Origin of the sequence: Pseudomonas sp. NFIX49, from assembly GCF_900115915.1 — a bacterium.
GTDB lineage: Bacteria > Pseudomonadota > Gammaproteobacteria > Pseudomonadales > Pseudomonadaceae > Aquipseudomonas > Aquipseudomonas pharyngis.
Window position 1 is genome coordinate 119,153 of record NZ_FOYE01000004.1, and the last position, 25,212, is coordinate 144,364.

General features: G+C 61.5%; 20 protein-coding genes. 7 read left to right on the plus strand and 13 right to left on the minus strand.

Annotated elements, in window-relative coordinates; genetic code table 11:
- The first annotated feature begins 78 nt into the window (after positions 1 to 78).
- The 4 genes from BMZ46_RS12470 (at position 79) to BMZ46_RS12485 (ending at position 7,648) form a co-directional block, all read left to right on the plus strand.
- A complete protein-coding gene (locus BMZ46_RS12470; protein ID WP_039764525.1) occupies positions 79 to 1,182 on the plus strand; it encodes an efflux RND transporter periplasmic adaptor subunit in 1,104 nt (367 codons plus the stop codon).
- Complete coding sequence (locus BMZ46_RS12475) at positions 1,179 to 2,243, plus strand: efflux RND transporter periplasmic adaptor subunit (protein ID WP_074689416.1); 1,065 nt, start codon at positions 1,179 to 1,181, stop codon at positions 2,241 to 2,243. Before BMZ46_RS12470 ends, BMZ46_RS12475 begins: the two co-directional genes overlap by 4 nt.
- Complete coding sequence (locus BMZ46_RS12480; protein ID WP_074689418.1) at positions 2,240 to 5,305, plus strand: efflux RND transporter permease subunit; 3,066 nt, start codon at positions 2,240 to 2,242, stop codon at positions 5,303 to 5,305. Before BMZ46_RS12475 ends, BMZ46_RS12480 begins: the two co-directional genes overlap by 4 nt.
- 90 nt (positions 5,306 to 5,395) lie before the next feature.
- Positions 5,396 to 7,648, plus strand: coding sequence for a glycoside hydrolase (locus tag BMZ46_RS12485; RefSeq protein WP_074689420.1), 2,253 nt, complete (start codon positions 5,396 to 5,398; stop codon positions 7,646 to 7,648).
- Between the two features lie 3 nt (positions 7,649 to 7,651).
- Here BMZ46_RS12485 and BMZ46_RS12490 read toward each other — a convergent pair whose 3' ends face one another.
- Entirely contained in the window at positions 7,652 to 8,278 is a 627-nt protein-coding gene (locus BMZ46_RS12490; RefSeq protein ID WP_039764532.1) for a class I SAM-dependent methyltransferase, read from the minus strand.
- Between the two features lie 217 nt (positions 8,279 to 8,495).
- On the opposite strand from BMZ46_RS12490, the gene BMZ46_RS12495 reads away from it, so the two are divergent.
- The gene (locus BMZ46_RS12495) at positions 8,496 to 9,866 is read left to right on the plus strand and encodes a hypothetical protein (protein ID WP_081353108.1); all 1,371 of its coding nucleotides are present in this window, start codon (positions 8,496 to 8,498) and stop codon (positions 9,864 to 9,866) included.
- A gap of 53 nt (positions 9,867 to 9,919) precedes the next feature.
- Here BMZ46_RS12495 and BMZ46_RS12500 read toward each other — a convergent pair whose 3' ends face one another.
- The 11 genes from BMZ46_RS12500 to BMZ46_RS12550 all read right to left on the minus strand — a co-directional run bounded on the left by BMZ46_RS12500 (position 9,920) and on the right by BMZ46_RS12550 (position 21,397).
- A complete protein-coding gene (locus BMZ46_RS12500; RefSeq protein WP_074689422.1) occupies positions 9,920 to 10,564 on the minus strand; it encodes a methionine ABC transporter permease in 645 nt (214 codons plus the stop codon).
- Entirely contained in the window at positions 10,554 to 11,678 is a 1,125-nt protein-coding gene (locus tag BMZ46_RS12505) for a methionine ABC transporter ATP-binding protein (protein WP_074689424.1), read from the minus strand. The genes BMZ46_RS12500 and BMZ46_RS12505 overlap by 11 nt, the downstream gene beginning before the upstream one ends.
- 2 nt (positions 11,679 to 11,680) lie before the next feature.
- Positions 11,681 to 12,490 carry a MetQ/NlpA family ABC transporter substrate-binding protein gene (locus tag BMZ46_RS12510; RefSeq protein WP_007952748.1) on the minus strand — a complete coding sequence of 270 codons (810 nt, stop codon included), beginning with the start codon at positions 12,488 to 12,490 and terminating at the stop codon, positions 11,681 to 11,683.
- Positions 12,491 to 12,617: 127 nt separating this feature from the next.
- Positions 12,618 to 13,970 carry an LLM class flavin-dependent oxidoreductase gene (locus tag BMZ46_RS12515; RefSeq protein ID WP_074689426.1) on the minus strand — a complete coding sequence of 451 codons (1,353 nt, stop codon included), beginning with the start codon at positions 13,968 to 13,970 and terminating at the stop codon, positions 12,618 to 12,620.
- A complete protein-coding gene (locus tag BMZ46_RS12520; protein ID WP_074689428.1) occupies positions 13,970 to 15,163 on the minus strand; it encodes an SfnB family sulfur acquisition oxidoreductase in 1,194 nt (397 codons plus the stop codon). Before BMZ46_RS12520 ends, BMZ46_RS12515 begins: the two co-directional genes overlap by 1 nt.
- A 38-nt stretch (positions 15,164 to 15,201) precedes the next feature.
- Positions 15,202 to 16,443 (minus strand): SfnB family sulfur acquisition oxidoreductase, encoded by a 1,242-nt coding sequence (locus BMZ46_RS12525; protein WP_039764545.1) that lies wholly within the window; start codon positions 16,441 to 16,443, stop codon positions 15,202 to 15,204.
- 269 nt (positions 16,444 to 16,712) lie between these two features.
- Positions 16,713 to 17,474 (minus strand): hypothetical protein, encoded by a 762-nt coding sequence (locus BMZ46_RS12530; protein WP_074689430.1) that lies wholly within the window; start codon positions 17,472 to 17,474, stop codon positions 16,713 to 16,715.
- A gap of 453 nt (positions 17,475 to 17,927) precedes the next feature.
- Positions 17,928 to 18,677 carry an L-cystine ABC transporter ATP-binding protein TcyN gene (gene tcyN / locus BMZ46_RS12535; protein ID WP_039764549.1) on the minus strand — a complete coding sequence of 250 codons (750 nt, stop codon included), beginning with the start codon at positions 18,675 to 18,677 and terminating at the stop codon, positions 17,928 to 17,930.
- A gap of 4 nt (positions 18,678 to 18,681) precedes the next feature.
- Positions 18,682 to 19,347, minus strand: a complete 666-nt coding sequence (gene tcyL, locus BMZ46_RS12540; RefSeq protein WP_007952735.1) for a cystine ABC transporter permease — start codon at positions 19,345 to 19,347, stop codon at positions 18,682 to 18,684.
- Entirely contained in the window at positions 19,347 to 20,147 is an 801-nt protein-coding gene (gene tcyJ, locus BMZ46_RS12545) for a cystine ABC transporter substrate-binding protein (protein ID WP_064592710.1), read from the minus strand. The genes tcyL and tcyJ overlap by 1 nt, the downstream gene beginning before the upstream one ends.
- 245 nt (positions 20,148 to 20,392) lie before the next feature.
- Complete coding sequence (locus tag BMZ46_RS12550) at positions 20,393 to 21,397, minus strand: D-cysteine desulfhydrase (RefSeq protein WP_074689432.1); 1,005 nt, start codon at positions 21,395 to 21,397, stop codon at positions 20,393 to 20,395.
- 190 nt (positions 21,398 to 21,587) lie between these two features.
- Here BMZ46_RS12550 and epsC point away from each other — a divergent pair, with 190 nt between their 5' ends.
- Both epsC and betT read left to right on the plus strand, forming a co-directional pair.
- Positions 21,588 to 22,514 (plus strand): serine O-acetyltransferase EpsC, encoded by a 927-nt coding sequence (epsC, locus tag BMZ46_RS12555; protein WP_007952730.1) that lies wholly within the window; start codon positions 21,588 to 21,590, stop codon positions 22,512 to 22,514.
- 408 nt (positions 22,515 to 22,922) lie between these two features.
- Positions 22,923 to 24,884 carry a choline transporter BetT gene (gene betT, locus BMZ46_RS12560; RefSeq protein WP_170844916.1) on the plus strand — a complete coding sequence of 654 codons (1,962 nt, stop codon included), beginning with the start codon at positions 22,923 to 22,925 and terminating at the stop codon, positions 24,882 to 24,884.
- A gap of 23 nt (positions 24,885 to 24,907) precedes the next feature.
- Here the strand turns inward: betT and BMZ46_RS12565 are convergent, their stop codons facing one another.
- The gene (locus tag BMZ46_RS12565; RefSeq protein ID WP_007952727.1) at positions 24,908 to 25,168 is read right to left on the minus strand and encodes a hypothetical protein; all 261 of its coding nucleotides are present in this window, start codon (positions 25,166 to 25,168) and stop codon (positions 24,908 to 24,910) included.
- Between the last annotated feature and the right edge of the window lie 44 nt (positions 25,169 to 25,212).

Genomic DNA, 25,212 nt, shown 5'->3' on the forward strand with positions numbered 1-25,212 from the left:
CCCGGACGAAGGTTGAACCCTGTTCTAAGCTCACAGTCGTATCGTCACTTGCACGTTCGTACACAGGAAGGAGTCTGCATGGCGAGTCCCGGATTGAAAACAGCGGTCATGCTGAGTCTGCTCGCTTTATTGAGCGCATGCGGCGAGAAAAAGGCCCCCGCCGAATACCTGCCCCGGGTCTTCGTGCAGGAGGTCAACCCCGCCAATTACGCCGCCGCCGTGACTCTCACCGGCGACGTCCAGGCCCGCGTGCAGACAGAACTGTCGTTCCGGGTCGGCGGCAAGATCATCCAGCGCATGGTCGATGTCGGTGACCGCGTCTCGGCCAAACAAGTGCTGGCCAAGCTCGATCCGAAGGATTTGCAGACCAACGTCGATTCCGCACAGGCTCAGGTAGTGGCCGAGCAGGCTCGGGTCAAACAGAGCGCCGCCGCGTTCGTCCGCCAGCAGAAACTGTTGCCCAAGGGCTACACCAGCCAGAGCGAATACGATTCCGCGCAGGCTGCATTGCGCAGCAGCCAGAGTGCCTTGAGCGCAGCGCAGGCGCAGTTGGCCAACGCCAAGGATCAATTGAGCTACACCGCGCTGATCGCCGATGCGCCGGGCGTCATCACTGAGCGTCAGGCCGAAGTCGGTCAGGTGGTTCAGGCCACGGCGCCGATATTCAGCCTGGCCCGTGACGGCGACCGCGACGCCGTGTTCAACGTTTATGAATCCCTGCTGGCCGAACGGCCGGCGGAGCGTTCGATTGTCGTCAGCCTTCTCGACAACCCCGCCATCAAGACCACCGGCACCGTGCGCGAAATCACCCCGGCGGTGTCCGCGCAGTCCGGCACGGTGCAGGTCAAAGTCAGCCTCGACAGCCTGCCGCAAGGGATGCAACTGGGCTCGGTGGTGAGCGCCACGGCCAAGGGCACCGGCAAGTCGGCCGTTGAATTGCCATGGTCGGCGCTGACCAAGAACGTCAGCGATCCGGCCGTGTGGATGGTCGACGACAAAGGCGAAGCGCAGTTGCACAACGTCACCGTCAGCCGCTACCTGATCGGCAAGGTCATCATCAGCGAGGGCCTCAAGGGCGGGGAAAAAGTCATCGTCGCGGGTGGGCAGTTGCTGCATCCGGGCATGAAGGTCGAAATTGCCGAAAATACCTACAAGGATCTGCAACCGGGAGCACAGCCATGAAGCGTCTGGGGCTGTTATCCATTGGCGTGTTGCTGGCCGCCTGTTCGAAAAGCGAGCCACCGCCGGAACCAGTACGGCCGGTGTTGTCGGTCAAGGTCGAAGCGATGAGCGAGGAAAACCTCGGGCGTTTCGCCGGCAGCATTCAGGCGCGCTATGAAAGCAACACCGGTTTTCGTGTCGGCGGGCGCATTGCCAGCCGTAACGTCGATGTCGGCACCGAAGTGCAGAAGGGCACGCTGCTTGCCACCCTCGATCCGACCGATCAGCAGAACCAGTTGCGTTCGGCCCAGGGCGACCTGGCCAGGGTTCAGGCACAACTGATCAATGCCCAGGCCAACGCCCGCCGTCAACAAGCGCTGTTCGACCGTGGTGTCGGCGCGCAGGCACAACTGGACATTGCCATGACGGATCTGAAGACCACTCAGGCCTCGCTGGATCAGGCGCGGGCGGCGGTCAACCAGAGCAAGGATCAACTCGATTACACCCAGCTACGCTCCGACCACAAGGCGGTGGTCACCGCGTGGAACGCCGAGGCCGGACAAGTGGTGACGGCGGGCCAGCAGGTGGTGACCCTGGCACAACCGGACATCAAGGAAGCGGTGATCGATCTGCCGGACACCCTGGTCGATGAGATCCCGTCCGACGTGGTGTTTCTGGTGGCCGGGCAGCTCGACCCGAGCATCAACACCACGGCCACCCTGCGCGAGATCGAACCCCAGGCCCAGAGTGCCACGCGCACCCGCCGCGCACGGTTGACCCTGGCCAATACGCCCGACGGCTTCCGCCTCGGCACGGCGATCAGCGTCACCCTCAGCTCGGCGATCAAGCCGCGTATCGAATTGCCTGCCACAGCATTGCAGGAGGTCGACGGCAAACCGCGAATCTGGGTCATCGACACCCAAAGCAAAACCGTCAACCCGCGCGACGTCAGCGTGATCAGCCGCACCGACAGCAGCGTGGTGCTCGCGGGGGGCGTGAAGAACGGCGAGCGCGTGGTCAGCGCCGGCGTCAACAGTCTCAAACCCGGACAATCCGTAAAACTTGACGAGGACAGTCAATGAAAGGCTCTTTCAATCTCTCCGAATGGGCCCTCAAGCATCAGTCTTTCGTCTGGTATCTGATGTTCGTCGCATTGCTCATGGGGGTGTTCTCCTACTTCAATCTGGGGCGCGAGGAAGACCCGTCGTTCACCATCAAGACCATGGTGATCCAGACCAAATGGCCGGGCGCGACCCAGGAAGAAACCCTCAAGCAGGTCACCGACCGCATCGAGAAAAAACTCGAAGAACTCGATTCCCTCGACTACGTGAAAAGCTACACGCGCCCCGGCGAATCGACGGTGTACGTGTACCTGCGCGACACCACCAGCGCCAAGGACATTCCGGAAATCTGGTACCAGGTGCGCAAGAAGATCGACGATATCCGCGGGCAGTTTCCTCAAGGGATTCAGGGGCCGGGATTCAACGACGAGTTCGGTGACGTGTTCGGCTCGGTGTACGCCTTCACCGCCGACGGCCTGACCATGCGCCAGTTGCGCGATTACGTGGAACAGGCGCGGGCCGAGATCCGCAATGTCCCGGGGCTGGGCAAGATCGAAATGATCGGCCAGCAGGACGAAGTGATTTACCTGAACTTCTCCACCCGCAAACTGGCGGCGCTGGGCATCGATCAGCGTCAGGTGGTGCAGAGCCTGCAGTCGCAGAACGCCGTGACTCCGGCCGGTGTGATCGAGGCGGGTCCGGAGCGGATTTCCGTGCGGACTTCGGGCCAGTTCGCTTCGGAGAAAGACCTGGCCGAGGTCAATCTCAAGCTCAACGACCGCTTCTATCGCCTGGCAGACGTCGCCGACATCACTCGCGGTTACACCGACCCGGCCACGCCGGAATTCCGCTTCGACGGCAAACCGGCGATCGGGCTGGCGATTGCCATGCAGAAGGGCGGCAACGTTCAGGAATTCGGCAAGGCCCTGCACAAGCGCATCGATGAACTGACCGCGGATCTGCCGGTTGGCGTGGGTGTGCACACGGTGTCCGATCAGGCCGTGGTGGTGGAGGAAGCCGTCGGCGGCTTCACCAGTGCCTTGTTCGAAGCGGTGGTGATCGTGCTGGTGGTCAGCTTCATCAGCCTCGGCGTGCGCGCCGGGCTGGTGGTGGCGTGCTCGATCCCGCTGGTGCTGGCGATGGTATTTGTGTTCATGGAATACAGCGGCATCACCATGCAGAGGATTTCCCTCGGCGCTCTGATCATTGCCCTCGGCCTGTTGGTGGACGATGCGATGATCACCGTGGAAATGATGGTCACGCGCCTGGAAATGGGCGAGAGCAAGGAGGAGGCTGCGACGTTCGCCTACACCTCGACCGCGTTCCCGATGCTCACCGGTACGCTGGTGACGGTCGCCGGTTTCGTCCCCATCGGCCTCAACGCCAGTTCTGCCGGCGAGTACACCTACACGCTGTTCGCGGTGATTGCCGTGGCGATGATCGTGTCCTGGATCGTGGCGGTGTTCTTCGCCCCGGTGATCGGCGTGCACATTCTCAGCACCAACGTGAAACCCCATGAAGCCGAACCGGGGCGCGTTGGTCGGGCGTTCAATGGCGGTTTGCTGTGGTGCATGCGCAATCGCTGGTGGGCCATCGGCATCACCGTGCTGTTGTTTGTGCTGGCGGTGTTCTGCATGCGATTTGTGCAGAATCAGTTCTTCCCGTCCTCGGATCGACCGGAAATTCTGGTCGACCTCAACCTGCCGCAAAACGCCTCGATCGACGAGACCCGCAAGGCCGTCGACAAGCTCGAGGCCACGCTCAAGGGCGACGCGGACATCGTGCGCTGGAGCACCTACATCGGTCAGGGCGCGATCCGTTTCTACCTGCCACTCGACCAGCAATTGCAGAACCCGTACTACGCGCAACTGGTGATCGTCAGCAAAGACTTCGAAGCCCGCGAGGCCCTGAGCCAGCGCCTGCGCGAACGGCTGCACAAGGACTTCGTCGGCATCGGCAGTTACGTGCAGGCGCTGGAAATGGGCCCACCGGTAGGGCGTCCGATCCAGTACCGGATCAGCGGCAAGGACATCGACCAAGTGCGCAAGCATGCCATCGACCTGGCGACTGAACTGGACAAGAACGAGCACATCGGCGAGATCATTTACGACTGGAACGAGCCGGGCAAGGTCCTGCGAATCGATATCGCCCAGGACAAGGCGCGCCAGCTCGGGCTGTCGTCCGAAGACGTGGCGAACCTGATGAACAGCATCGTCAGTGGCGCGCCGCTGACCCAGGTCAACGACGACATCTACCTGATCAACGTGGTCGGTCGGGCGGTGAACTCGGAACGCGGTACGCCGGAAACCCTGCAGAACCTGCAGATCGTCACGCCCAACGGCACGTCGATCCCCTTGCTGGCCTTCGCCACCGTTCGTTATGAGCTGGAGCAGCCGCTGGTGTGGCGCCGTGACCGCTTGCCGACCATCACCATCAAGGCGTCGGTGCGTGACGAGATTCAGCCGACCGATCTGGTGAAACTGTTGAAGCCGTCCATCGACGCGTTCGCCGAAAAACTGCCCGTTGGCTACAAGGTCGCCACCGGCGGTACGGTCGAGGAGAGTGGCAAGGCCCAAGGGCCGATTGCGAAAGTGCTGCCGTTGATGCTGTTTTTGATGGCGACGTTCCTGATGATCCAGCTGCACAGCGTGCAGAAGCTGTTCCTTGTGGCCAGTGTCGCGCCGCTGGGATTGATCGGCGTGGTGCTGGCGCTGGTGCCGACCGGTACGCCGATGGGCTTCGTGGCGATCCTCGGGATTCTGGCGCTGATCGGCATCATCATCCGCAACTCGGTGATCCTTGTGACCCAGATCGACGAGTTCGAGCGCAAAGGCTACGCGCCATGGGATGCGGTGGTGGAAGCCACCGAACACCGACGGCGCCCGATCCTGCTCACCGCCGCGGCGGCGAGCATGGGCATGATCCCGATCGCCCGGGAAGTGTTCTGGGGGCCGATGGCGTACGCGATGATCGGTGGGATCGTGATTGCGACCCTGCTGACGCTGCTGTTCCTGCCGGCGCTGTACGTGGCCTGGTACAAGATTCGCGAGCCGAAGAAGGACGCTGCGTCATCGGCACAGTGAGTACGCCTGTTACATATTTGCGAAGGGTCTGACTTACAGCATCGGAGTATTCGGTTACCGTCCCTTCTCCTCCAGGAGAAGGGATGTCTGATGCTTACCGTTACCTTCTGGCTGCGCGTGTTATTGCTGATTGCCGGTTTGAGCCTGCCGTCCCCGTCACAGGCCGATACGGTATTGGAGAACCCGCTTTGGCGCGTGCAACTCGATCCGGCAACGCTGGCTGTTCGTATCACGCCTGCAAACGGTGCGACGGTGCAGGCCTCGGCGGGCGTTGCCGCGCATAAGGTCAGCCACTTGAGCAGACGGGGTGATCGTATCGATTGGCAATGGGATGACGGAGCCTGGACCCTCAGTGTCGCGCTCGATCAACGTGATCTGTCCTTCTCGATCACGGCGCGCGAGCCCGCGGAACTGGAATTTCTGCGTCAGCCCGCCAGCGCGATGGGCAAGGGACTGATCTGGCCCCTGGCCGAGGGGCACTATGTGCCGCGAGGCGATCCGGTGTGGCAGGCATTCCTTTTGAGTCAGGGCGAATTCAATACCACTCAGGATCTGAGTCTGCCGCTCTGGGGTGTTGAACAGGATGGCTTCAGCCTGCATTGGCTGATGACCAATCCCTTCAACAATCGGCTGTTGTTCAGTGCCCAGGGCAAGGCTTTGGCACTGTCCGCGCGGCATCGCTTCACTTCGCTCGATCCGTCCGCGCCATTGACGTTCACGCTGTTTCTCGGGGCGGCGGACCCGCTGGCTGGCGCCAAACGCTACCGGCAATGGCTGATCGATAACGGTCGCTATGAAACTCTGAGCAGCAAAATCGAGAAAACGCCTCAGGCGAAGCGGCTGCCGGGCGCCAGTCATCTGTATCTTTGGGGCAACGATCTGCTGGGGGCCAAGGATGTGCGCAGCTGGCCCGTGCTGCTCGACACGTTGCGCGGCAGCGGCTCACTGGCCCGTGAGCTGAAAACGGGGATGGACCGTGAGGCGTTGCAGATACTTGCCACTGGCGGGGAGTTGAACGGCTATCAGAAAAAAGTGCTTTTACGCAGTCTCAACAACGTCCTGAATACCCTTGCACGCAAGACCTGGCAGGCCCGAGCGGTGCCGGACATGCAAGCTCTCGTCAAAGGTTACGCTGAAGTACGCGCGAAAGTGGCAGCCGATCTCGGTGACGCATTGATTCCCGAGCCGGAGCGATGGGGCAGCACTCTGTCACTGGATACGATCAAGCAATTACAAAGCGCCGGGCTGTCCCGTTTGTGGTTGGGACTCGGTGAAGGCTGGGAGGGGGGGCTCTGGCACCCCGAGACGATCAAGGCGGGCGTGGCGGCGGGCTATCTGATCGCGCCTTACGATTCCTATGAGACGGCGCTGAGCCGCAGTGAAAATCCTGACTGGACCACCGCACACCTGGGGGACAAGGCGAATCTTGAATGCGCAATCGTGAAGAGCGATGGAACGCTGAAAAGCGGCTTCCAGCAATCGGGGCATTACACCGATCCCCGGTGCGTGCGCCCACTGCTTGAGCGACGTGTGACGGCCATTCGGGATGCCGCCGGTTTCAATAGCTGGTTTCTCGATGCCTATGGCACCGGGATGCTGTTCGACAGCTACCGTCCCGGGGCAACGATGACCCAGGCACAGAATGCCGAGGGCAACATCGGAGCATCACGCTGGATCAATGAAGTGCTTAAGCTGCCTGCCGGTTCGGAGGATGGCAACGCAACGACCGCGCAAGGCGTGCTGTTCGCCCATGGGATGCAGACCCCGGTGATCGGTTGGGGCGACGTCGAAATGAGCAAGAACACCAAGTCCAGGTATTTTGCAGGCAAGTGGTATCCGCCTGAGCAGCCAGAGGTTTTCTTCAAACCTGTGCCGATCAAGGAATCTTTGCGGCGTATTCACTTTGATCCGGCCAGTCGTTTGCCGTTGTATCAGGCGGTGTTCCATGGCTCGGTCATCACGTCCCACCATTGGCTGTTCGATAGCCTGAAACTGACCAATGTACGGGCAGATAACGAACTCGCTCAGTTGCTCTACAACGTCGCGCCGCTGTATCACCTCAGCGCCGACACTCTGGCGCAACGCATACCGCTGATTGCCCGTCAGGATGCTTTTTTCCGTCCTTTGCATGAACGTCTGGCGCCCCAGGCGCTCACCGGTTTCGAATGGTTGAGCGAAGATCGGCTGGTGCAGCAGACAGCCTTTGAAGACGGCACGCAATTGCTGGCCAATTTTGATGTGCAGGGGCGCGAAGTACAGGGCCAGACATTGCCCGCACGGAGCATCACTGTGCGCTCGCCCGAGCAAGCGCCAGCTTACTTTCAGGTTGAGACAGGGCCCTGAGTCTCAGGTCTTGCGCCAGACACTCGCCAGCCAGGGCTGCTGCTCACGCGGCAGCCCCGCTGGCCGGTAGTAATGCTCCAGCTCGACAAACCCGGCAGCGGTCAACAACCCGCGCCATGCTTGCAGATCGTGATACGAGCCATAACGCGGCCCGTTCCAGCCCTCACGGTTATCCCCGCGCGGGTTGGAGCTGAACAGCACGCCGCCCGGCTTCAATGTCCCGTGCAGTTGCTTCAAGACCCGGGGCAACTCCTGCAACGGCACATGAAACAGCACCGCATTGGCGAAGATCCCGTCGAAGCGTTCTGCTGGCAGATCCAGCTTCAGAAAGTCCTGACACCATACTTCACAGCCACTGTCATCCCGCGCCATCTGCGCGAATTTCTCCGCGCCGTCGAGGCCGACGGCGACATGGCCCATCCGGGTGAATGTCTGCAAATCCCGCCCCGGCCCGCAGCCGAAATCGAGGATGGAAAACGGCGCGTCACCCTGGATGTGCCGCAACAGGGCGTCGATGTTCTGGCTGACATCGTGATCGCGGGTGCCTTCACGAAAATCCTCGGCCACCGAATTGTAGTGGCCGAGGGTGGTGGAGGTGATCTGCTCAAGGTCGAGAGGATTCTGTTTCATGGTCGGGCTGCGGTGGCAATCGGTTTATCGGAATATACGCCATGCGTGCGAGGCCTGTGAGACCAGGGATCCGCAATGAGGTCGGTGTCGATGTCATAACTATTTACCGCACGGCGTGTTCGGGCGACTGCTGAAATAGCGCCCGTGCGATAGATGGCTGTCGCGTTGTCTGCCCTTTTCAATCAGGAGGGACTCACTTGGAAAAACAGGATTTCCCATGATCACGGGTCGCAAAACCACCGTTACCTCACCGCCCCCTCGTTCTGCGACGGACACGACCTTCAACCGCTTGCGGCCTGGCAGGACGCATTCGATCGACGAGCCTGCGGTGAAGGTGTCACGAGTTGCACAACCAGTCGCCGACAGTCAGCCCGGGCTCCCGATATTTTCCGATCACATCACGACCAGTCCGCTGCCGCTTGTTGAAAGTGCTTCCATTCAATCGGTGCTGCCATCGCTGAACAACTACCGATTGTCACTTCCAGCTCAATTGCCAGCGGCCGACGCCAAGGGCATCAGGCACTTCAAGGGGCGCCAGTTCGTCGACATCGCACCGGGCGAAGTCGTGCAGATTCGGCAGGACGCGACAACAGGCGAGTATCGCGCCACTTTATCGTCCGAAGGGGTTGCATCAGGACCTGCGCTGGTACTCGATCGTCGGACGATGATCTGGAAGCCGGTGCACGCTTCGATTCTGTCCGACATCAGTAACGTCATGAACACCCGGACAGACGCGCCGGGAAAATTCTACGAGGGCCGCGATGACCGGTTCGAGCAACGGGTTTCCGAGTCCGTAACCATTGTCGCGCGCGGTCTGGGACAGTTTTCCCCCCAGCATTCAGCCATTTTGCGTTCGGAGCTTGGAAGGGCGCAGGGAATGTTCTCCGATGCAAAGGACTGCATCGGGGCGAACTATGTCGAGACCACAGAAGTATTGCAGGGGTACTTCGGTCAGCATTATGAACTCGTCAGGGAGCGACTCGCCGATTGCCTGTCGCGGGGCGAGGCGCTGTCCAGGGAGTATCAGGGACCGTGGGGGCAGGACAAGTTCGTGGGCGTGGAGTTTGACCCGGATCGCAGGGCCAGGATGTTCACACTCGACTTCCATGGCCGGTTCTTCATCAGCCAGAATCTCATCGAGCCAGGGGGATTTGCGGCTGTTTTGGGCCACGAAATGATGCACACCAACCGGATCAATCGATTCAAGAGCGTAGGGCCCGGTGCAGTGGATTTCTTTTACCTGGATGTCCTGATGGGAAAAGCACTGGATCGTCCCGTCCCTGCCTACGACATTGCCGAGCGCGGTGTGTCCGAGGCCATCATGCAGGGTGGATTGACGGTGGCGTATCTGAACGGCTTCACGAGTGACCATGACAGCTTCATCGCTGGAGTCGCGCAGGCTTTGGGGGTTTCGGATGCGCTGGATGTTCAGAGTGCCGTTGAGCTGTTCAACGCCCATCCGACGGTGCGGACACAGATGGCTTCGAACAATGCCGACAGCATTGTTTATGCTGCGAAAAGCCTGCAGCAATTGCATCTGGCGAGAACGGCCGACAGCCGCTTGATGAGCAGTTTGTTGGTGAGCTGAACCCTTGGCCCGGCAAGGCACGAAAGCGGACATTTCCGCTTTCGTGCGAGAGCTCAGCGCTTGTTCAAACCCCGCGCCAGGCGATCGCCACCCAGCTGAATCAGCGCCACCAGCGCCACCAGCAGCACGATCACGGTCAGCATGATCTGGCTGTCGAAGCGCTGATAGCCGTAGCGATAGGCGATGTCGCCCAGGCCGCCGGCACCGATCGCCCCGGCCATGGCCGAGGAGTTGATCATCGTCACCAGGGTGATGGTGAAACCGCCGACAATCCCCGGCAGCGCCTCGGGCAACAGCACATGCCAGACGATGTGCCAGCGCCGGCAGCCCATGGCTTGCGCGGCTTCTATCAGGCCGTAGTCGACTTCACGCAGGCTCACTTCGGCGATCCGTGCAAAGAACGGCGTGGCCGCGATGGTCAACGGCACGACTGCCGCCCACACACCGTAGGTGGTGCCGACGATCAGCCGGGTGAACGGAATCAGCGCGACCATCAGGATCAGAAACGGGATCGAGCGAAACAGGTTCACGAACGCACCCAGCGCGCGATTGAGCACTGGCGCTTCGTAAATGCCGCCCTTGTCGCTGGTGACCAGAATCACTGCCATCGGAATCCCGACGAGCAACGCGATCAGCGACGACACGCCAACCATCAGAAACGTGTCGATAAAACCCTGCAGCAAGCGATCAAACCACATAACCCAGCACCTCCGTGCGTTGTGCCCATTGCCCGGCGCGCTCACGCAATTGCTCGGCATTCAGCTGCGAACCCGCGACCGCCAGCAGCAGTTGCCCGAGCGCATGGCCCTGAATCCGTTCCACGCCGCCCTGGAGCAATTTCACCCGGCCACCGAGCGCGGCGAACAGCGCGGCCAGATCCGGTTCGTCCTGTTGGCTGCCAGTGAACTGCAAGCGCAGCACCACGGCCGCATCGGGCGACGACGGTTGCGCCTGCAAACGGCTTTGCAATTCTTCGGGCAAGGCGTGTTGCAGCGGCGCGAGCAAGGTCTGGCTGACCTCGTGCTGTGGGTTGCCGAACACCTCCCAGACCGGGCCCTGCTCGACGATGCGGCCGTGTTCGAGCACGACGACGCGATCGCAGATCTCCCGGATTACTGCCATCTCGTGAGTGATCAGCACGATGGTCAGGCCCAGGCGTTTGTTGATCTCGCGCAGCAGGCCGAGGATCGACTGGGTGGTTTCCGGATCGAGGGCCGAGGTGGCTTCGTCACACAACAGAATATCCGGGTCATGCACCAGCGCACGGGCGATGCCGACGCGCTGTTTCTGCCCGCCGGACAGCTGCGCCGGATAAGCCTTGTGCTTGGCTTGCAGGCCCACCAGTTCCAGCAGTTCGCGCACCTTGTTCTCCCGCTGTTCCTTCGGGACGCCGGCGACTTTCAGCGGCAGTTCGACGTTCTGCCACACCGTTTTCGCCGACATCAGGTTGAAGTGCTGGAAGATCATGCCGATCCGCCGGCGCAGGGCGACGAGGCGATCCTCGTCGTATTCGCCGATGTCCGCCTGATCAATCAGCACCCGGCCCGAGGTCGGTTGTTCGAGGCGGTTGATGGTGCGGATCAGCGACGACTTGCCGGCGCCGCTGCGGCCGATGATGCCGAACACTTCACCGCGCTGGATCGCCAGGTCGATGCCTTGCAGGGCGGCGACCGGGCCTTGTTTGCCGTCGTAGGTCTTGCCGAGCCCGACGAAGCGCACGTGAGCGCGGTTCAGTTCGGGATGCAGTTCGGTGCGCTGTGCCAGCGCGGGTGGCTCTGGAAGATCCAGTCGCCGTTGGATGGCCGCGGTCATCCTCAGCTTTCCCAACCGGCCTGGTACAGCTTGCCGTGGGCCTTATCCAGTGCGGCGCGCACGGCCGGCGAATGCTGGTAGATGTCGACGAACTTGATCAGGCGCGGGTCGGTCTTGCTCTTCGGCTGGATCACGAACTGAATCACGTATTCCTTGTGGTCGAGGCCGTCGAACAGCAGCGCGGAGCCGGCGTCGAAAGTCTTCGCCAGACGGATGTAGGCCGGGTAGCCCTGGACCAGATCGGCGTCATCGTAGGCGCGCACCAGTTGCACGGCTTCGACTTGCAGGATCTTGATCTTCTTCGGGTTGGCGACGATATCGTCTTCAGTGGCCTTGTAGCCAACACCCGGTTTGAGGGTGATCAGACCGGCCTTGGCCAGCAATTGCAGCCCGCGTCCGCTGTTGATCGGGTCGTTGGCGATGGCGACGCTGGCGCCTTCCGGCAGCTCGTCGAAGCTTTTGTATTTCTTCGAGTACAGGCCGACGTTGTTGATGATCCCTGGCGCGAACGGCACCAGGTCGAAACCGGAGGCGGCCTTGGCGTTTTCCAGGAACGGGATGTGCTGGAAGTAGTTCACGTCAATGTCACCGGCGGCGAGGCTGACGTTCGGTGCGATCCAGTCGGTGAACTCCACCAGCTCGACTTTCAGGCCCTGTTTGGAGGCCTCTTCGACGGCGGCTTCCAGCGGAATCGCGAAGGCTGCGGTAGTGCCGATTTTCAACGGGGCATCTGCGGCGAACACCGCCGAGCTGAACAGGCCGAAGGCCAGGGCCAGTGCTTTGACTGGGTGGGACAGGAGCTTCTTGGTCATGGTGGTTTTCCAGTCAGTGAATTTAGCCTGATCGTTCCCACGCTCCGCGTGGGAGCGCGCCTCAATGGACGCAGAGCGTCCCAAGGCTGCATTCCCACGCAGAGCGTGGGAACGATCAGTGCCGGGGTTAGTGTCGGTAGTGGGCGCCGGTGTGTTGCTGCGGCAAATGCGCTTCGCCGTGAAACAGTTTTTCCCGCAGGCTGCCGGTGTCGTACGCGGTCTTGTACGAGCCGCGCCGTTGCAGCTCCGGAATCACCAGATCGATGAAATCCACATAGCTTTCCGGGGTGACGATGCGGGTCAGGTTGAAGCCGTCGAGGCCGGTTTCGGCGATCCACGATTCCAGTTCATCCGCCACTTGCTGCGGTGAGCCGACCACGGTGATGTAGCGCCCGCCCAGAGCGTGCTGGTCGAGCAATTTGCGGCGGGTCCAGTCGTTGTTCTGCAGGTTCTTGGTGGCGGACTGGATCGCGTTGCTCTTCACGTACTGGATCGGTTCGTCGATTTCGTACTGGGAAAAGTCGATGCCAGTGGACGCCGAAAAATGCGCCACGCCCGCTTCGGCGCTGGCGTAGCTCAAGTATTCGGCATGCTTGGCCCAGGCCGCTTCCTCGGTCTCGCCGACGATCACATTGAGGCCCATGAACACCTTGATGTCCTCGGGATTGCGACCCGCTTCGACGGCGCTGGCGCGGACCTTGTCCACCTGCACTTTGGTCGACTGCTTGTTCTGGCCGCTGATGAACACGCACTCGGCATGACGCCCGGCGAACAGCAGACCGCGATCCGAACTGCCGGCCTGGAACAGCACCGGCGTGCGCTGCGGTGACGGTTCGCACAGGTGATAACCCTCGACCTGATAGAACTCGCCCTTGTGTTCGACCTTGTGCACCTTGTCCGGCTGCGCGTAGATCCGCTGCTGCGGATCGTTGAGCACCGCGCCGTTTTCCCAGCTGCCTTCCCAGAGTTTGTAGAGCACTTCGAGGTACTCGTCGGCCTGGTCGTAACGCCGATCATGTTCGACCTGTTCACTGAGGCCCATGGCCTTGGCGGCGCTGTCCAGATAACCGGTGACGATGTTCCAGCCCACCCGTCCACGGCTCAGATGATCGAGGGTCGACATGCGACGGGCGAACAGATACGGCGGCTCGTAGGTGAGGTTGGCGGTCAGGCCGAAACCGAGGTTTTTGGTCACCGCGGACATCGCCGACACCAACAGCAGCGGATCGTTGACCGGCAGCTGGATCGACTCTTTCAAGGTCACGTCCACCGAGTTCTGATAGACGTCGTACACGCCGACGATGTCGGCGATGAACAACCCGTCGAACAGCCCGCGCTCCAGCAACTGCGCCAGTTCGGTCCAGTATTCGATGGTCTTGTACCGGGTCGAGGTGTCGCGCGGATGCGTCCACAACCCGTGGTTGATGTGGCCGATGCAATTCATGTTGAACGCATTGAGCAGGATCTTTTTCTTGCTCATCAGATGGTCCCTCGCAGCGGAGGGTTTTCATCGTTGAGGTAGTAATTGCCGACCGCGTGATATTTCCAGCGCACCGGGTCGTGCAGGGTGTGAACCCGGGCGTTGCGCCAGTGGCGGTCTAGGCCGTGTTCGATCAGGGTGGCCTGGCTGCCGGCCAGTTCGAACAGGGTGCTGCCGGCGGCCAAGGAGATTTCGGTGCTGATCGCCCGTGCTTCGGCGACGGCAATCGAGGCCGCTGCAACCGTCTCGGCATTGGTCTCAGCCTGGGCCGCATCGAGGAATTCGCCGGCGCGTTCGAGCAGGGCTTCGGTGGCGTGCAGGCGGATGCTCAGGTGGCCGAAGCTCTTGAGGGTCAGCGGGTCTTCGGTGGCTTTGTCGTTACCTGAATCGATCCATGGCCGGGTCTTGCTGCGCACGAAGTGCAGCGCATCTTCGTAAGCGGCGCGGGCGATGCCGGTGTCGATGGCGGCGTGAAGGATCTGCGCCAGCGGGCCGACCGGGGTCGGGCGCTCGAAAGCGCTCTGGAACGGGATGACATCTTCGGCGGCGACATACACGTCTTCGAACACCACTGAACCGCTGCCGGTGGTGCGCTGGCCGAAGCCGCTCCAGTCGTCGATCACGGTCAGGCCTTTGCTGTCGCGCGGGACGAAGGCCAGTTGCTGCACGCCGTTTTCATCGACCACGGACGTTGGAATGCGTTGGGCGTAAATCGCACCGGTCGCATAGAACTTGCGACCGTTGATGCGATAACCGCTGCCGTCGCGTTCGAGGCGGGTGACCCGGTCGTGGGCGGTCCTGGTGCCCAGTTCTGCCAGGGCATTGCCGAAGCGCTGGCCGGCGAGGACTTCGGCGTACAAGCGTTGTTTCTGCTCGTGGCTGCCGTTCACCCGAAGCACTTCGAGGGCATAGAAATGGTTCTGTGGAATCTGCCCCAGCGAGCCGTCAGCCCGGGCGATCAGGGCGATGACTTTGGCCAGGGTCACGTTGGATACGCCGGCGCCGCCGTATTCCTTGGGCACGCTGATGCCCCACAGGCCGGAGCGGGAAAACACGTCGAGTTCCGGCAGCGGCAGCCGGCGTTCGCGGTCGCGCAGGTTGCTGTCGCGCTGGAAATCTTCGGCCAGGTCGCTGGCGACGATCAGGGCTTGCTCGTCGCTGGTGATGAGTGCGACGGGATGGGAAAGAGTCATGTGTTTCTCCAGAGATCTGGTCAAAAGTGTTCGGGTCGTCAGATCCAGGAATGGCGAGCCGGCAACTTGCCGTTGAGGCGATAGGCGCCGACCGCGTGATACTTCCAGCGCACCGGGTCGTGCAGGGTGTGCACCCGGGCGTTGCGCCAGTGACGGTCGAGGTTGAATTCGGCGAGGGTGGCGCGGCTGCCGGCCAGTTCGAAGAGTTTTTCGCTGGCCAGCAGCGAGATCTCGGTGGTCAGCACTTTGGCTTCGGCTACGGCAATCGATGCGCGGGCGGCGGATTCGGCGGTCAGTGGCGCGGCGTGCACCTGATCCAGCACCTGCCCGGCCTTGCGCAACAGCGCTTCGGCAGCGTGCAGTTCGATTTTCAGTTTGCCGATGTCGGCGATCACGTAGAGGTCATCGCTGGCCCGTTCGACGTTGGCGTCGATCCACGGCCGGGCGCGGGTCTTGACGAATTCGATGGCATCATCGATGGCGCCACGGGCGATCCCGGCGTCGATCGCTGCCTGAATCAGCTGCGACACCGCGCCCTGGGTGTTGGGCTTTTCGTTGATCTTCCAGTTGTCCACCACGAGGCCGGCATCGACCCGCACGTTGTTCAACAGGATCGTGCCGCTGGCGGTGGTGCGCTGGCCGAAACCCGACCAGTCATCGACGATGCGCAATCCCGGCGTGCCGCGACGGACGAAGGCCAGGACTTGCTTGCCGTCATCGTTGAGCGCCTTGACCGCCACCCAGTGGGCGAACAGGGCGCCGGTGGAATAGAACTTCTGGCCGTTGATCACGTAGTCATCGCCGTCGGCGGTGATGCGCGCCTTCAGTTCCAGGGTGTCCTTGGTGCCGCGTTCAGGTCCGGCGTTACCGATGCGCCAGCCTTCGAGCACGCTCTGCAGCAGATGCTTTTTCTGCTGCTCGGTGGCGCTGCCGAGGATCAGGTTGATGATGCCGAACTGGTTCTGCGGGATTTGTCCCAGCGCCGGGTCGGCCGCGGAAATGATCGCGAACACCTCGGCCAGGGTGACGAAGGAAACCTGCGGGCCGCCGTACTCGCGTGGAATCGCGATGCTGCCGAGGCCACTGCGGGTGAACTGTTCGATTTCCGACCACGGCAGCTTGCGCTGGCGATCACGTTTGGCGGCCTGCACACGGGCGACCTGCGCCAGCTCATGGGCGGCCTTGATGGCTTGAGCGTCGTTGCGCAGCACTTGTGCGGGCAACAACAGCGGGGCGATGTCCAGGTCACTCTGGACGTTTGCGTCTGCCAGACTGGACATCAGTGCCGCTCCTTGGCTGCACGCAATGCCCTGGCGATCTGCACTGGGGTGATTGTGTTCCGGACCATGTTACCTACCTCACATCTCATGAAAAACGCCGCAAAGGTGCGGCGAACGAAAGAATGTCCGGTGGTCCGGTTCATATACCCTAAGCGCGTATAAAATTTAAATAAACTAACTTTTAGGAATATGTATAGAAGGGGGCGTGGTCTGGCTGGTTAAGCGTGCGCCGGCGAGGGGAATCGTCTCTCGCCGGTTGTCATGCATCGTTATTTTTGCGGCTCTGCCGCCTTCAGCGATTTTTTCAGCGGCACCTTGAGATAGGGATTCACACAGCCAATCTTCAGCGTCCGCGGCGGCGCCCAGCGTGAGTTGTTGCCGACCCGGTCGAGGATGCAGTAAGTGACGTCCAGCCGCAGGTCCTCGCCGGCCTCGGTGATGATCGCCGGCGGCACCCAGACCTGAATCGGCTTGCCGACATCGGCAGGGGTGATGTGCGCCAGGTCCATCCGTACATCGCCCCAGCGCAAGGTGATGGCGTCGCCCTCGGCCATGTTCAGATACGGCTCGATGGTCAGCGGCACGCCGCGCTTGATCTGGTTCGCGTTGACGCCCTGGCGGCGAATGGTGTCGGGCAGGGTCACGGGGGCCAGTTGCTGGTTTTCGTCACCGCACACCGCCGGTGGTTGCCCGCCGGGGCAGTCGAGCTTGGCTGTGACCCGCGCGGCTGCCGACAACGATGGGCCGTGACCTACCCGCATGACCCGATAGTGGATGCATGACGAGCCGCTGGCGATAAAACTCTCCGGCACTCGCAGGCTGACCGGGGTCGCGACGTCCTGCGCTGTCAGCATGTGAGAAGCGACGTAGCAGTTGTTCCAGAACAGTTCGATCAGGTCGCCCGTATCCATGTCCGGGTAGGGCGGCACATTGACCAGCAGCTGAGCCGCTGCCGCGAGGTTGATGCCGTTGTTCTGGGATGGCGCCAGGCTCGGCGCGGCCAGTTCGGGGATAGGCGAAGTGCGGGTCATGAAATCCTCTCCTTGAAGCCTTGCAGCGAAATCCGTTTCTGAAAGTTCAAATGGCCAGAATTGCCCGGTAATAAATACGGGGTCTTTCGGCCAATCGTTATTTGGTCTTTTTGATGTGGCGGGTTGCGATAAGTGACTAGATAAAAGTTCGCCGGAAGTTCTGTCAATGGACGGGGTTGGTTAATTGCAGAATTACGGATTTATCAGAATTCTCCTACAGTGGTAAAGCACTCTACCTATCTGGTATGGCGAATTGAACCACGGTATCTGCCGGGCTTTGCGTGCTCTGGCAGCTATTGGATCGTGCAGTGGGAAATTCGAGGGCGCGCACTTTAATCATGTCGAGTCTGTTGCAGGACGTATATATATTCTGCAATCGCTTGATCAAGTTTTGTCGGGAGGTGTAAGTAGAACTTCCATCCATGGAAGTTTGTATTCCGGAAAGTTTACAGGTCAGCCGTTATTTCTGAACTTGCTGAGGAACTGTCGAGTGCGTTCTTCTTTCGGATTGGCAAACAACGCTTTAGCTTCGCCTTGTTCGACGATCACGCCTTTATCGAAAAACACCACGCGGTTGGCTACGTCACGGGCGAATGCCATTTCGTGGGTGACGATCACCATGGTGCGTTTCTCCTCGGCGAGGCCGCGGATGGTCGCCAGCACTTCACCCACCAGTTCCGGATCGAGGGCCGAGGTCGGCTCGTCGAACAGGATCACTTCCGGCTCCATCGCCAGCGCCCGGGCAATCGCCACGCGCTGTTGCTGGCCACCGGACAGGCGCCGTGGGTAGGCGTCTTCCTTGCCCGCCAGGCCAACCTTGGCCAGCAGCTTCCTGCCCAGGGCAATGGCTGCATCGCGGGGCGTCTTCTTGACCACGATCGGGCCTTCGATGACGTTTTCCAGGGCGGTGCGGTGCGGGAACAGGTTGAAGTTCTGGAACACGAAGCCCACATGCTGGCGCAGGTTGCGCACCAGGCTCTGCTGCTGGTTCAACGGGCGGCTGGTATCGATCTCGATCTCGCCGACCTTGATCCGGCCGCTGGTGGGTTCCTCGAGGAAGTTCAGACAGCGCAGGAATGTGGTCTTGCCCGAGCCGCTGGGGCCGATGATTGCCACGACCTCGCCTTCCTTCACCTCCAGATCAATGCCGTTGAGCACGACTTGACCCTTGAACTGCTTTGTCAGTTTTTCCACGACAATCATGGGGTCAGGACTCCTGGTCGTGCCGATTGACCCGCTCTTCCAACTTGTTCTGGAAGTGCGACAGCACCGTGGCCAGAATCCAGTAGATCAGCGCGGCGGCAAGATACATGGTGAAGACTTCGAAAGTCCGGGCGGTAATCAGCTGCGCCTGACGGAACAGCTCCGGCACCTGAATGGTGGCGGCCAGCGCGGTGTCCTTGACCAGCGAAATGAAGCTGTTGCCCAGCGGCGGCAAGGCCGTGCGCATCGCCTGCGGCAGGATGGCCCGGCGCAGGGTCTGCGCGCGGGTCATGCCGATGCTCGCGGCGGCTTCCCACTGGCCGCGTTCGATCGAACCGATCGCGGACCGCAGGATTTCACAGGCGTAGGCGGCCATGTTCAGCGAGAAACCGATCAGCGCCGCCGGCAGCGGGTCGAGTTCCATGCCCAATTGCGGCAAGCCGTAATAGATCACGAACAGTTGCACCAGCAACGGCGTGCCGCGAAAGAACGACACGTAGATGCGGGCCAGCCAGCTGACCGACTTGAAACGCGACAGGCGCATCAACGCCAGGCCAAAGCCCAGCAGCAGGCCGAAAAACATGCCGCCGAGGCTGAGGATTACCGTGTAGTACGCGCCCTTCAACAGGAAGGGCGCGGAGTCCAGTGCGAGTTGGAAAGCTTCTTCCATTATTGGGTGACGTCAGCGTTGAAGTATTTCGTGGACAGCTTCTCAAGGGTGCCGTCGGCACGCAGTTCGTCGAGGGCCTTGTTCACGGCGGCCAGCAGTTCAGGCTCGCCTTTGCGCAGGGCAATACCGGCTTCCTGACGCGAGAAGGCTTCACCGGCGGCGACGGTTTTCGGCGCTTTCTTGGCGTATTCCAGTGCGGCCAGACGGTCGATCAGGATCGCGTCGGTACGGCCGTTGTTCAGGTCGGCGAACTTGGTCGGATCATCGTCGTAGGTGCGCACGTCGGCACCCGGCACGTTGGCGCGGACCCACTGTTCGTAGTTGGTGCCCAGGCCCACGCCGACTTTCTTGCCGGACAGGTCAGCGGCGGATTTGATGTTCAGCGCGGCGGCCTTGTCTTTCAGTACCAGCGCCTGAATCCCGGAAACGGTGTACGGCTCGGAGAAGTCATACTTCTTCTTGCGCTCGTCGGAAATGGTCACCTGATTGACCACGACGTCCAGACGCTTGGATTCCAGGGCCGCGAGGATGCCGTCCCATTTGGTCGGCTGAATCTTGGCCTTCACGCCCAGCTTCTTGGCCAGGGCTTCGGACAGTTCGACTTCGAAACCCGACAGCTTGCCGTCGGCATCGACGAAGCTGAACGGTGGGTAAGTGCCTTCCAGGCCGACGTTGATAACGCCTTTGTCCTTGATCTGTTGCAGTTGTTCACCGGCAACGGCGCTGCTGATCAGACCGGCGCTCAGTGCCAGGCCCAGCGAACCTACCAGCAGATTTCGACGTAGTGCGGAAAGAATCATGACAAGCCCCTGTGTTTTCTTATGGAAGACGCTTAAGGAAAGTTGGCGAATCCGGGAATTGGACGACAGCGCTATCCTGCCTTAAAGCAGCTTATGCGTCTCTCGCGAAATTCGCCTGCGGCGAGACTATATGACGGTTCTTTTAGAATGGAAAATAATGAATTTTCCGTTTGTTATTCATCTGTGGAATATCTGTTTTTCGTATTCCGGGATGCATTCCCACGCAGCGCGTGGGAACGAGCGCGTCAGAGAAAATCCTTGTACGCGAACAACGCCGGGGCGCCGCCGGTGTGCAGGAAGATGATCGGGCCGTCGTCGAAACGCCCGCGACCGATGCCGTCGAGCAACCCGGCCATGGCCTTGCCGGTGTAGACCGGATCGAGCAGCACGGCGTCCTGGCTGGCCAGCAGTTTCACTGCCGACAGCGTCCCGGCATTCGGCTCGCCGTAGCGCGGGCCGAAGTATTCGTCCCACAACTCGACCTTGAAGCTGTCCGGCAGCGCCACGCCCAGCAGGTCGGCAGTGCGTTCGGCCAGGCCCTGGACTTTCGGACGCTGATCTTCTTCGCTGCGCGAAACCGTCACGCCGATCACCGGCAGTTGTGGCAGGGCTTCGCTCAAGGCCAGTGCCAGACCGCTGTGGGTACCGGCGCTGCCCGAGGCCAGGACCACGGCGGAAAATTGCAGGCCGGTGTCCTTGATCTGCTCTGCCAGCTCCAGACCGGCGCGCACGTAACCCAGCGCGCCGAGGGCGTTGGAGCCGCCGATCGGCACCAGATACGGCTTCTTGTCGTTGCTGCGCAGGCGCACGGCGAGGGCGGCCAGTTGTTCGTCGGCGTTGTCGAGGTTGTCGACCAGCTCGACCTTGGTGTCGAACAGGTCCAGCAGCAGGCGATTGCCGTTGCCGGTGTAGTTGCTGTCGTCGGTGCCCAGTGGATTTTCCAGCAGCGCCACACAGCCCAGGCCCAGTTTCGCGGCCAGCGCGGCGGTCTGGCGAACGTGGTTCGATTGCAGTGCACCGGCGGTGATCAGGGTATCGGCGCCTTGGGCGAGGGCATCGGCGGCGAGGTATTCGAGCTTGCGCAACTTGTTGCCGCCCATGGCCAGCGGCGTCAGGTCGTCGCGTTTGATGTAGACATCGCGGCCGAGCCAAGTGGACAGACGCTCGAGCTTTTCCAGTGGGGTCGGTTGGCCGAGCAGGTCGAGGCGGTTGAAGCGTTGCAGCTGTTGTTTGATCGGTTGTGTGGACATGGTTCCGTACTGGCGGAGGAAGATCACCGGACTATAGGCACGCCGATTTACCGGGGCAACCGTCAATCGCTTATAGCCAAATGTGCTTAGTCCAGCACTATCGGTTCTTAATTCGCCCCGATGGGGTTGCCGTAAAGTAGTCGCCGTTGACGCGGCCAGACAGTCCGGCCGCCCGTGAGGAGTCTTTACCGTGAGCGAGCGTTCCAGCCATTGGCAATTGCAGACCATCGTCAGCCAGCTGCGTACCGCGCGGGATCAGTGGCGGGCACAAAATGGCCGTGCTTCCGGCGAGCAGGGCGGGCGCGAATTGCCGTCCCGCGATGCGATGGCGCAGATCCTTGAAGCCCTGTGCGGTGCGTTGTTCCCGATGCGGCTGGGGCCGGTTGATCTGCGTGAGGAGAGCGAGGATTTCTACGTCGGCCACACCCTCGATGTCGCCTTGAATGCACTGCTGGCCCAGGCACGACTCGAACTGCGTTACGTCGCCCGTCACAGTGCCCAGGCCGACACTGAGGTCGAGGCGCAGGCGATCAGGATCATCCAGGATTTCGCCCTCGCATTGCCGGGCCTGCGCAGCTTGCTCGACACCGATGTGCTGGCCGCCTACCACGGCGACCCGGCGGCGCGCAGCGTCGATGAAGTGCTGCTGTGCTATCCGGGGATTCTGGCGGTGATTCACCATCGTCTGGCCCACCATTTGTACCGCGCAGGCCTGCCGCTGCTGGCGCGGATCAGCTCGGAAATCGCCCACTCGGCGACCGGCATCGATATTCATCCGGGCGCGCAGATCGGCCGCAGTTTCTTCATCGACCACGGGACGGGTGTGGTGATCGGGGAGACCGCGATCATCGGCGAGCGCGTCAGGATTTATCAGGCGGTGACCCTCGGCGCCAAGCGCTTCCCGGCGGACGAGGACGGCCAGTTGCAGAAAGGCCATCCACGCCACCCGATCGTCGAGGACGACGTGGTGATATACGCCGGGGCGACGATTCTCGGGCGGATCACCATCGGCAAGGGTTCGACCATCGGCGGCAACGTGTGGCTGACCCGCAGCGTGCCGGCCGGGTGCAACCTGACCCAAGCCAATCTGCAGCATGACGACGGGACGCAGAAGTAACGATTACACCTGATCGTTCCCACGCTCTGCGTGGGAACGCCTCCAGGGTCGCTCCGCGTTCCGGACGTCCCCCGAATTACAGAGTGGCCTGCAATATGACGCGGAGCGTCAAGGGCGGCATTCCCACGCAGAGCGTGGGAACGATCACTTGGGAACGATCGTCCTCGCCACAGCGTCATACCCCCTCTTGAGCTAGCGTACGAAAGGTACCGCTGAGCCCTGCGATTAGTCCTTGGCGCGCTATCCATGTTTAACTTGAACGTTCATTCAAGTTAAACCGGCGGTTCGCCGCCCGCTCACAACAGGAGGCTTGCCTTTGCTGAGTCCGATCATTTCAGCCATTTTCCAACCCCTTGAGGTGCACCGTTCATGAGTGCATCGTCTACCCCCGCCAGCGGTCTGGTACGCATGAATCCGCCGGTGTTCTGGTTCGCCGCGACGGTGATCCTGCTGTTCGGCCTGACCGTCATCGCCATGCCGGAACAGGCCGGCACCTGGCTTCTCGAAGCGCAAAACTGGGCGGCCAACACGGTCGGCTGGTACTACATGCTCGCCATGACCCTGTATCTGATCTTCGTGGTGGTTACCGCGTTGTCGGGCTACGGCAAGATCAAACTCGGTGCCGACCACGACGAACCCGAATTCAGTTACCTGTCCTGGGCCGGCATGCTGTTCGCCGCCGGGATCAGCATCACGCTGTTTTTCTTCTGCGTGTCCGAACCGCTGACCCACATGCTTCAGCCGCCGCAAGGCGAGGCCGGCACGGCGGACGCGGCGCGTCAGGCGATGCAGATTCTGTTTCTACACTGGGGCCTGCACGGCTGGGGCGTGTTCGCTTTCGTCGGCATGGCGCTGGCGTATTTCGCTTATCGGCACAACCTGCCACTGGCCCTGCGTTCGGCGCTGTATCCGCTGATCGGCAAACGCATCAACGGCCCCATCGGCTACGCGGTGGACGGCTTCGGCATCATCGCCACGGTGTTCGGCCTCGGCGCGGACATGGGCTTCGGCGTGCTCCATCTCAACTCCGGTCTGGACTACCTGTTCGGCATCGCCCACACCCAGTGGATTCAGGTCGGCCTGATCACGCTGATGATGGGCGCGGCGATCATCGTCGCCGTCTCGGGTGTGGATAAAGGCGTGCGGGTCATGTCCGACATCAACATGCTGCTGGCCTGCGCGCTGCTGCTGTTCGTGTTGTTCGCCGGCCCCACCCAGCATTTGCTCAACACCCTGATCCAGAACCTGGGCGACTACCTCGGCGCGTTGCCGATGAAGAGTTTCGACCTCTACGCCTACGACAAACCGAGCGACTGGCTCGGCGGCTGGACGGTGTTCTACTGGGCCTGGTGGATTGCATGGTCGCCGTTCGTGGGCCTGTTCATCGCACGGATTTCCCGTGGCCGGACCATTCGCGAATTCGTCTTCGGCGTGCTGCTGATTCCGCTCGGTTTCACCCTGGCGTGGATGTCGATCTTCGGCAACAGCGCCATCGACCAGGTGCTCAATCACGGTATGTCAGCATTGGGCATGTCGGCCCTCGACAACCCGTCGATGACCCTTTACCTGCTGCTGGAAACCTACCCGTGGAGCAAAACCGTCATCGCGGTAACGGTGTTCATCAGCTTCGTGTTCTTCGTCACCTCCGCCGACTCCGGCACCGTGGTGCTCTCGACCCTGTCGGCCAAGGGCGGCAACCCGGATGAAGACGGGCCGAAATGGCTGCGGGTGTTCTGGGGCGCGATGACCGCGCTGGTGACCAGCGCACTGCTGTTCTCCGGCAGCATCGATGCGTTGAAGTCGGCGGTGGTGCTGACCTCGCTGCCGTTCTCGATGATCTTGCTGCTGATGATGTGGGGCCTGCACAAGGCGTTTTACCTGGAGTCGCAGAAGCAGATCGCGCAACTGCATTCGCTGGCGCCGGTGTCCGGTTCACGGCGTGGCAAGGGCGGCTGGCGTCAGCGTCTGAGCCAGGCTGTGCACTTCCCGTCGCGCGACGAGGTGTACCGCTTCATGGACACCACGGTGAAACCGGCCATCGAAGAAGTGACGGCCGTGTTCGCCGAGAAAGGCCTGAACGTGGTCACCCAACCGGACCCGGCACACGACAGCGTCAGCCTGGAAATCGGTCATGGCGAGCAGCATCCGTTCATCTATCAGGTGCAGATGCGCGGCTACTTCACGCCGTCGTTCGCCCGTGGCGGCATGGGTTCCAAGCAGCTCAACAATCGCCGCTACTACCGCGCCGAAGTGCATCTGAGCGAGGGCAGTCAGGACTACGATCTGGTCGGTTACACGAAAGAGCAGATCATCAACGACATCCTCGACCAGTACGAACGGCACATGCAGTTCCTGCATCTGGTGCGTTGATCGGGGCAGGGCGCCGGGACGATTCAGGTCTCGGCGCTCAGCACCATGAACAACACCATCGCCGCCAGCGGCACGCCATACACGGCGCTGCCGATCGCAATCTCCGACCCCAACGGCTGCCCGGCGTGGACCACGCCGACCGCACCATTGATCACCGTCAACGCCAGCCACAACGCCGCGAAACCATAGGCCAGCGTCTGCCGACTGAAGCCGATGCGCTCGCCGATGTAAAACATCAGCGCCAGCAGGATCAGGCCGAAGAAGATGATGATTGCGGTGTGCATGGGGAGGCCTGCGGCATAGTCGGTGTTTGGTCGGGCGCCTTCGC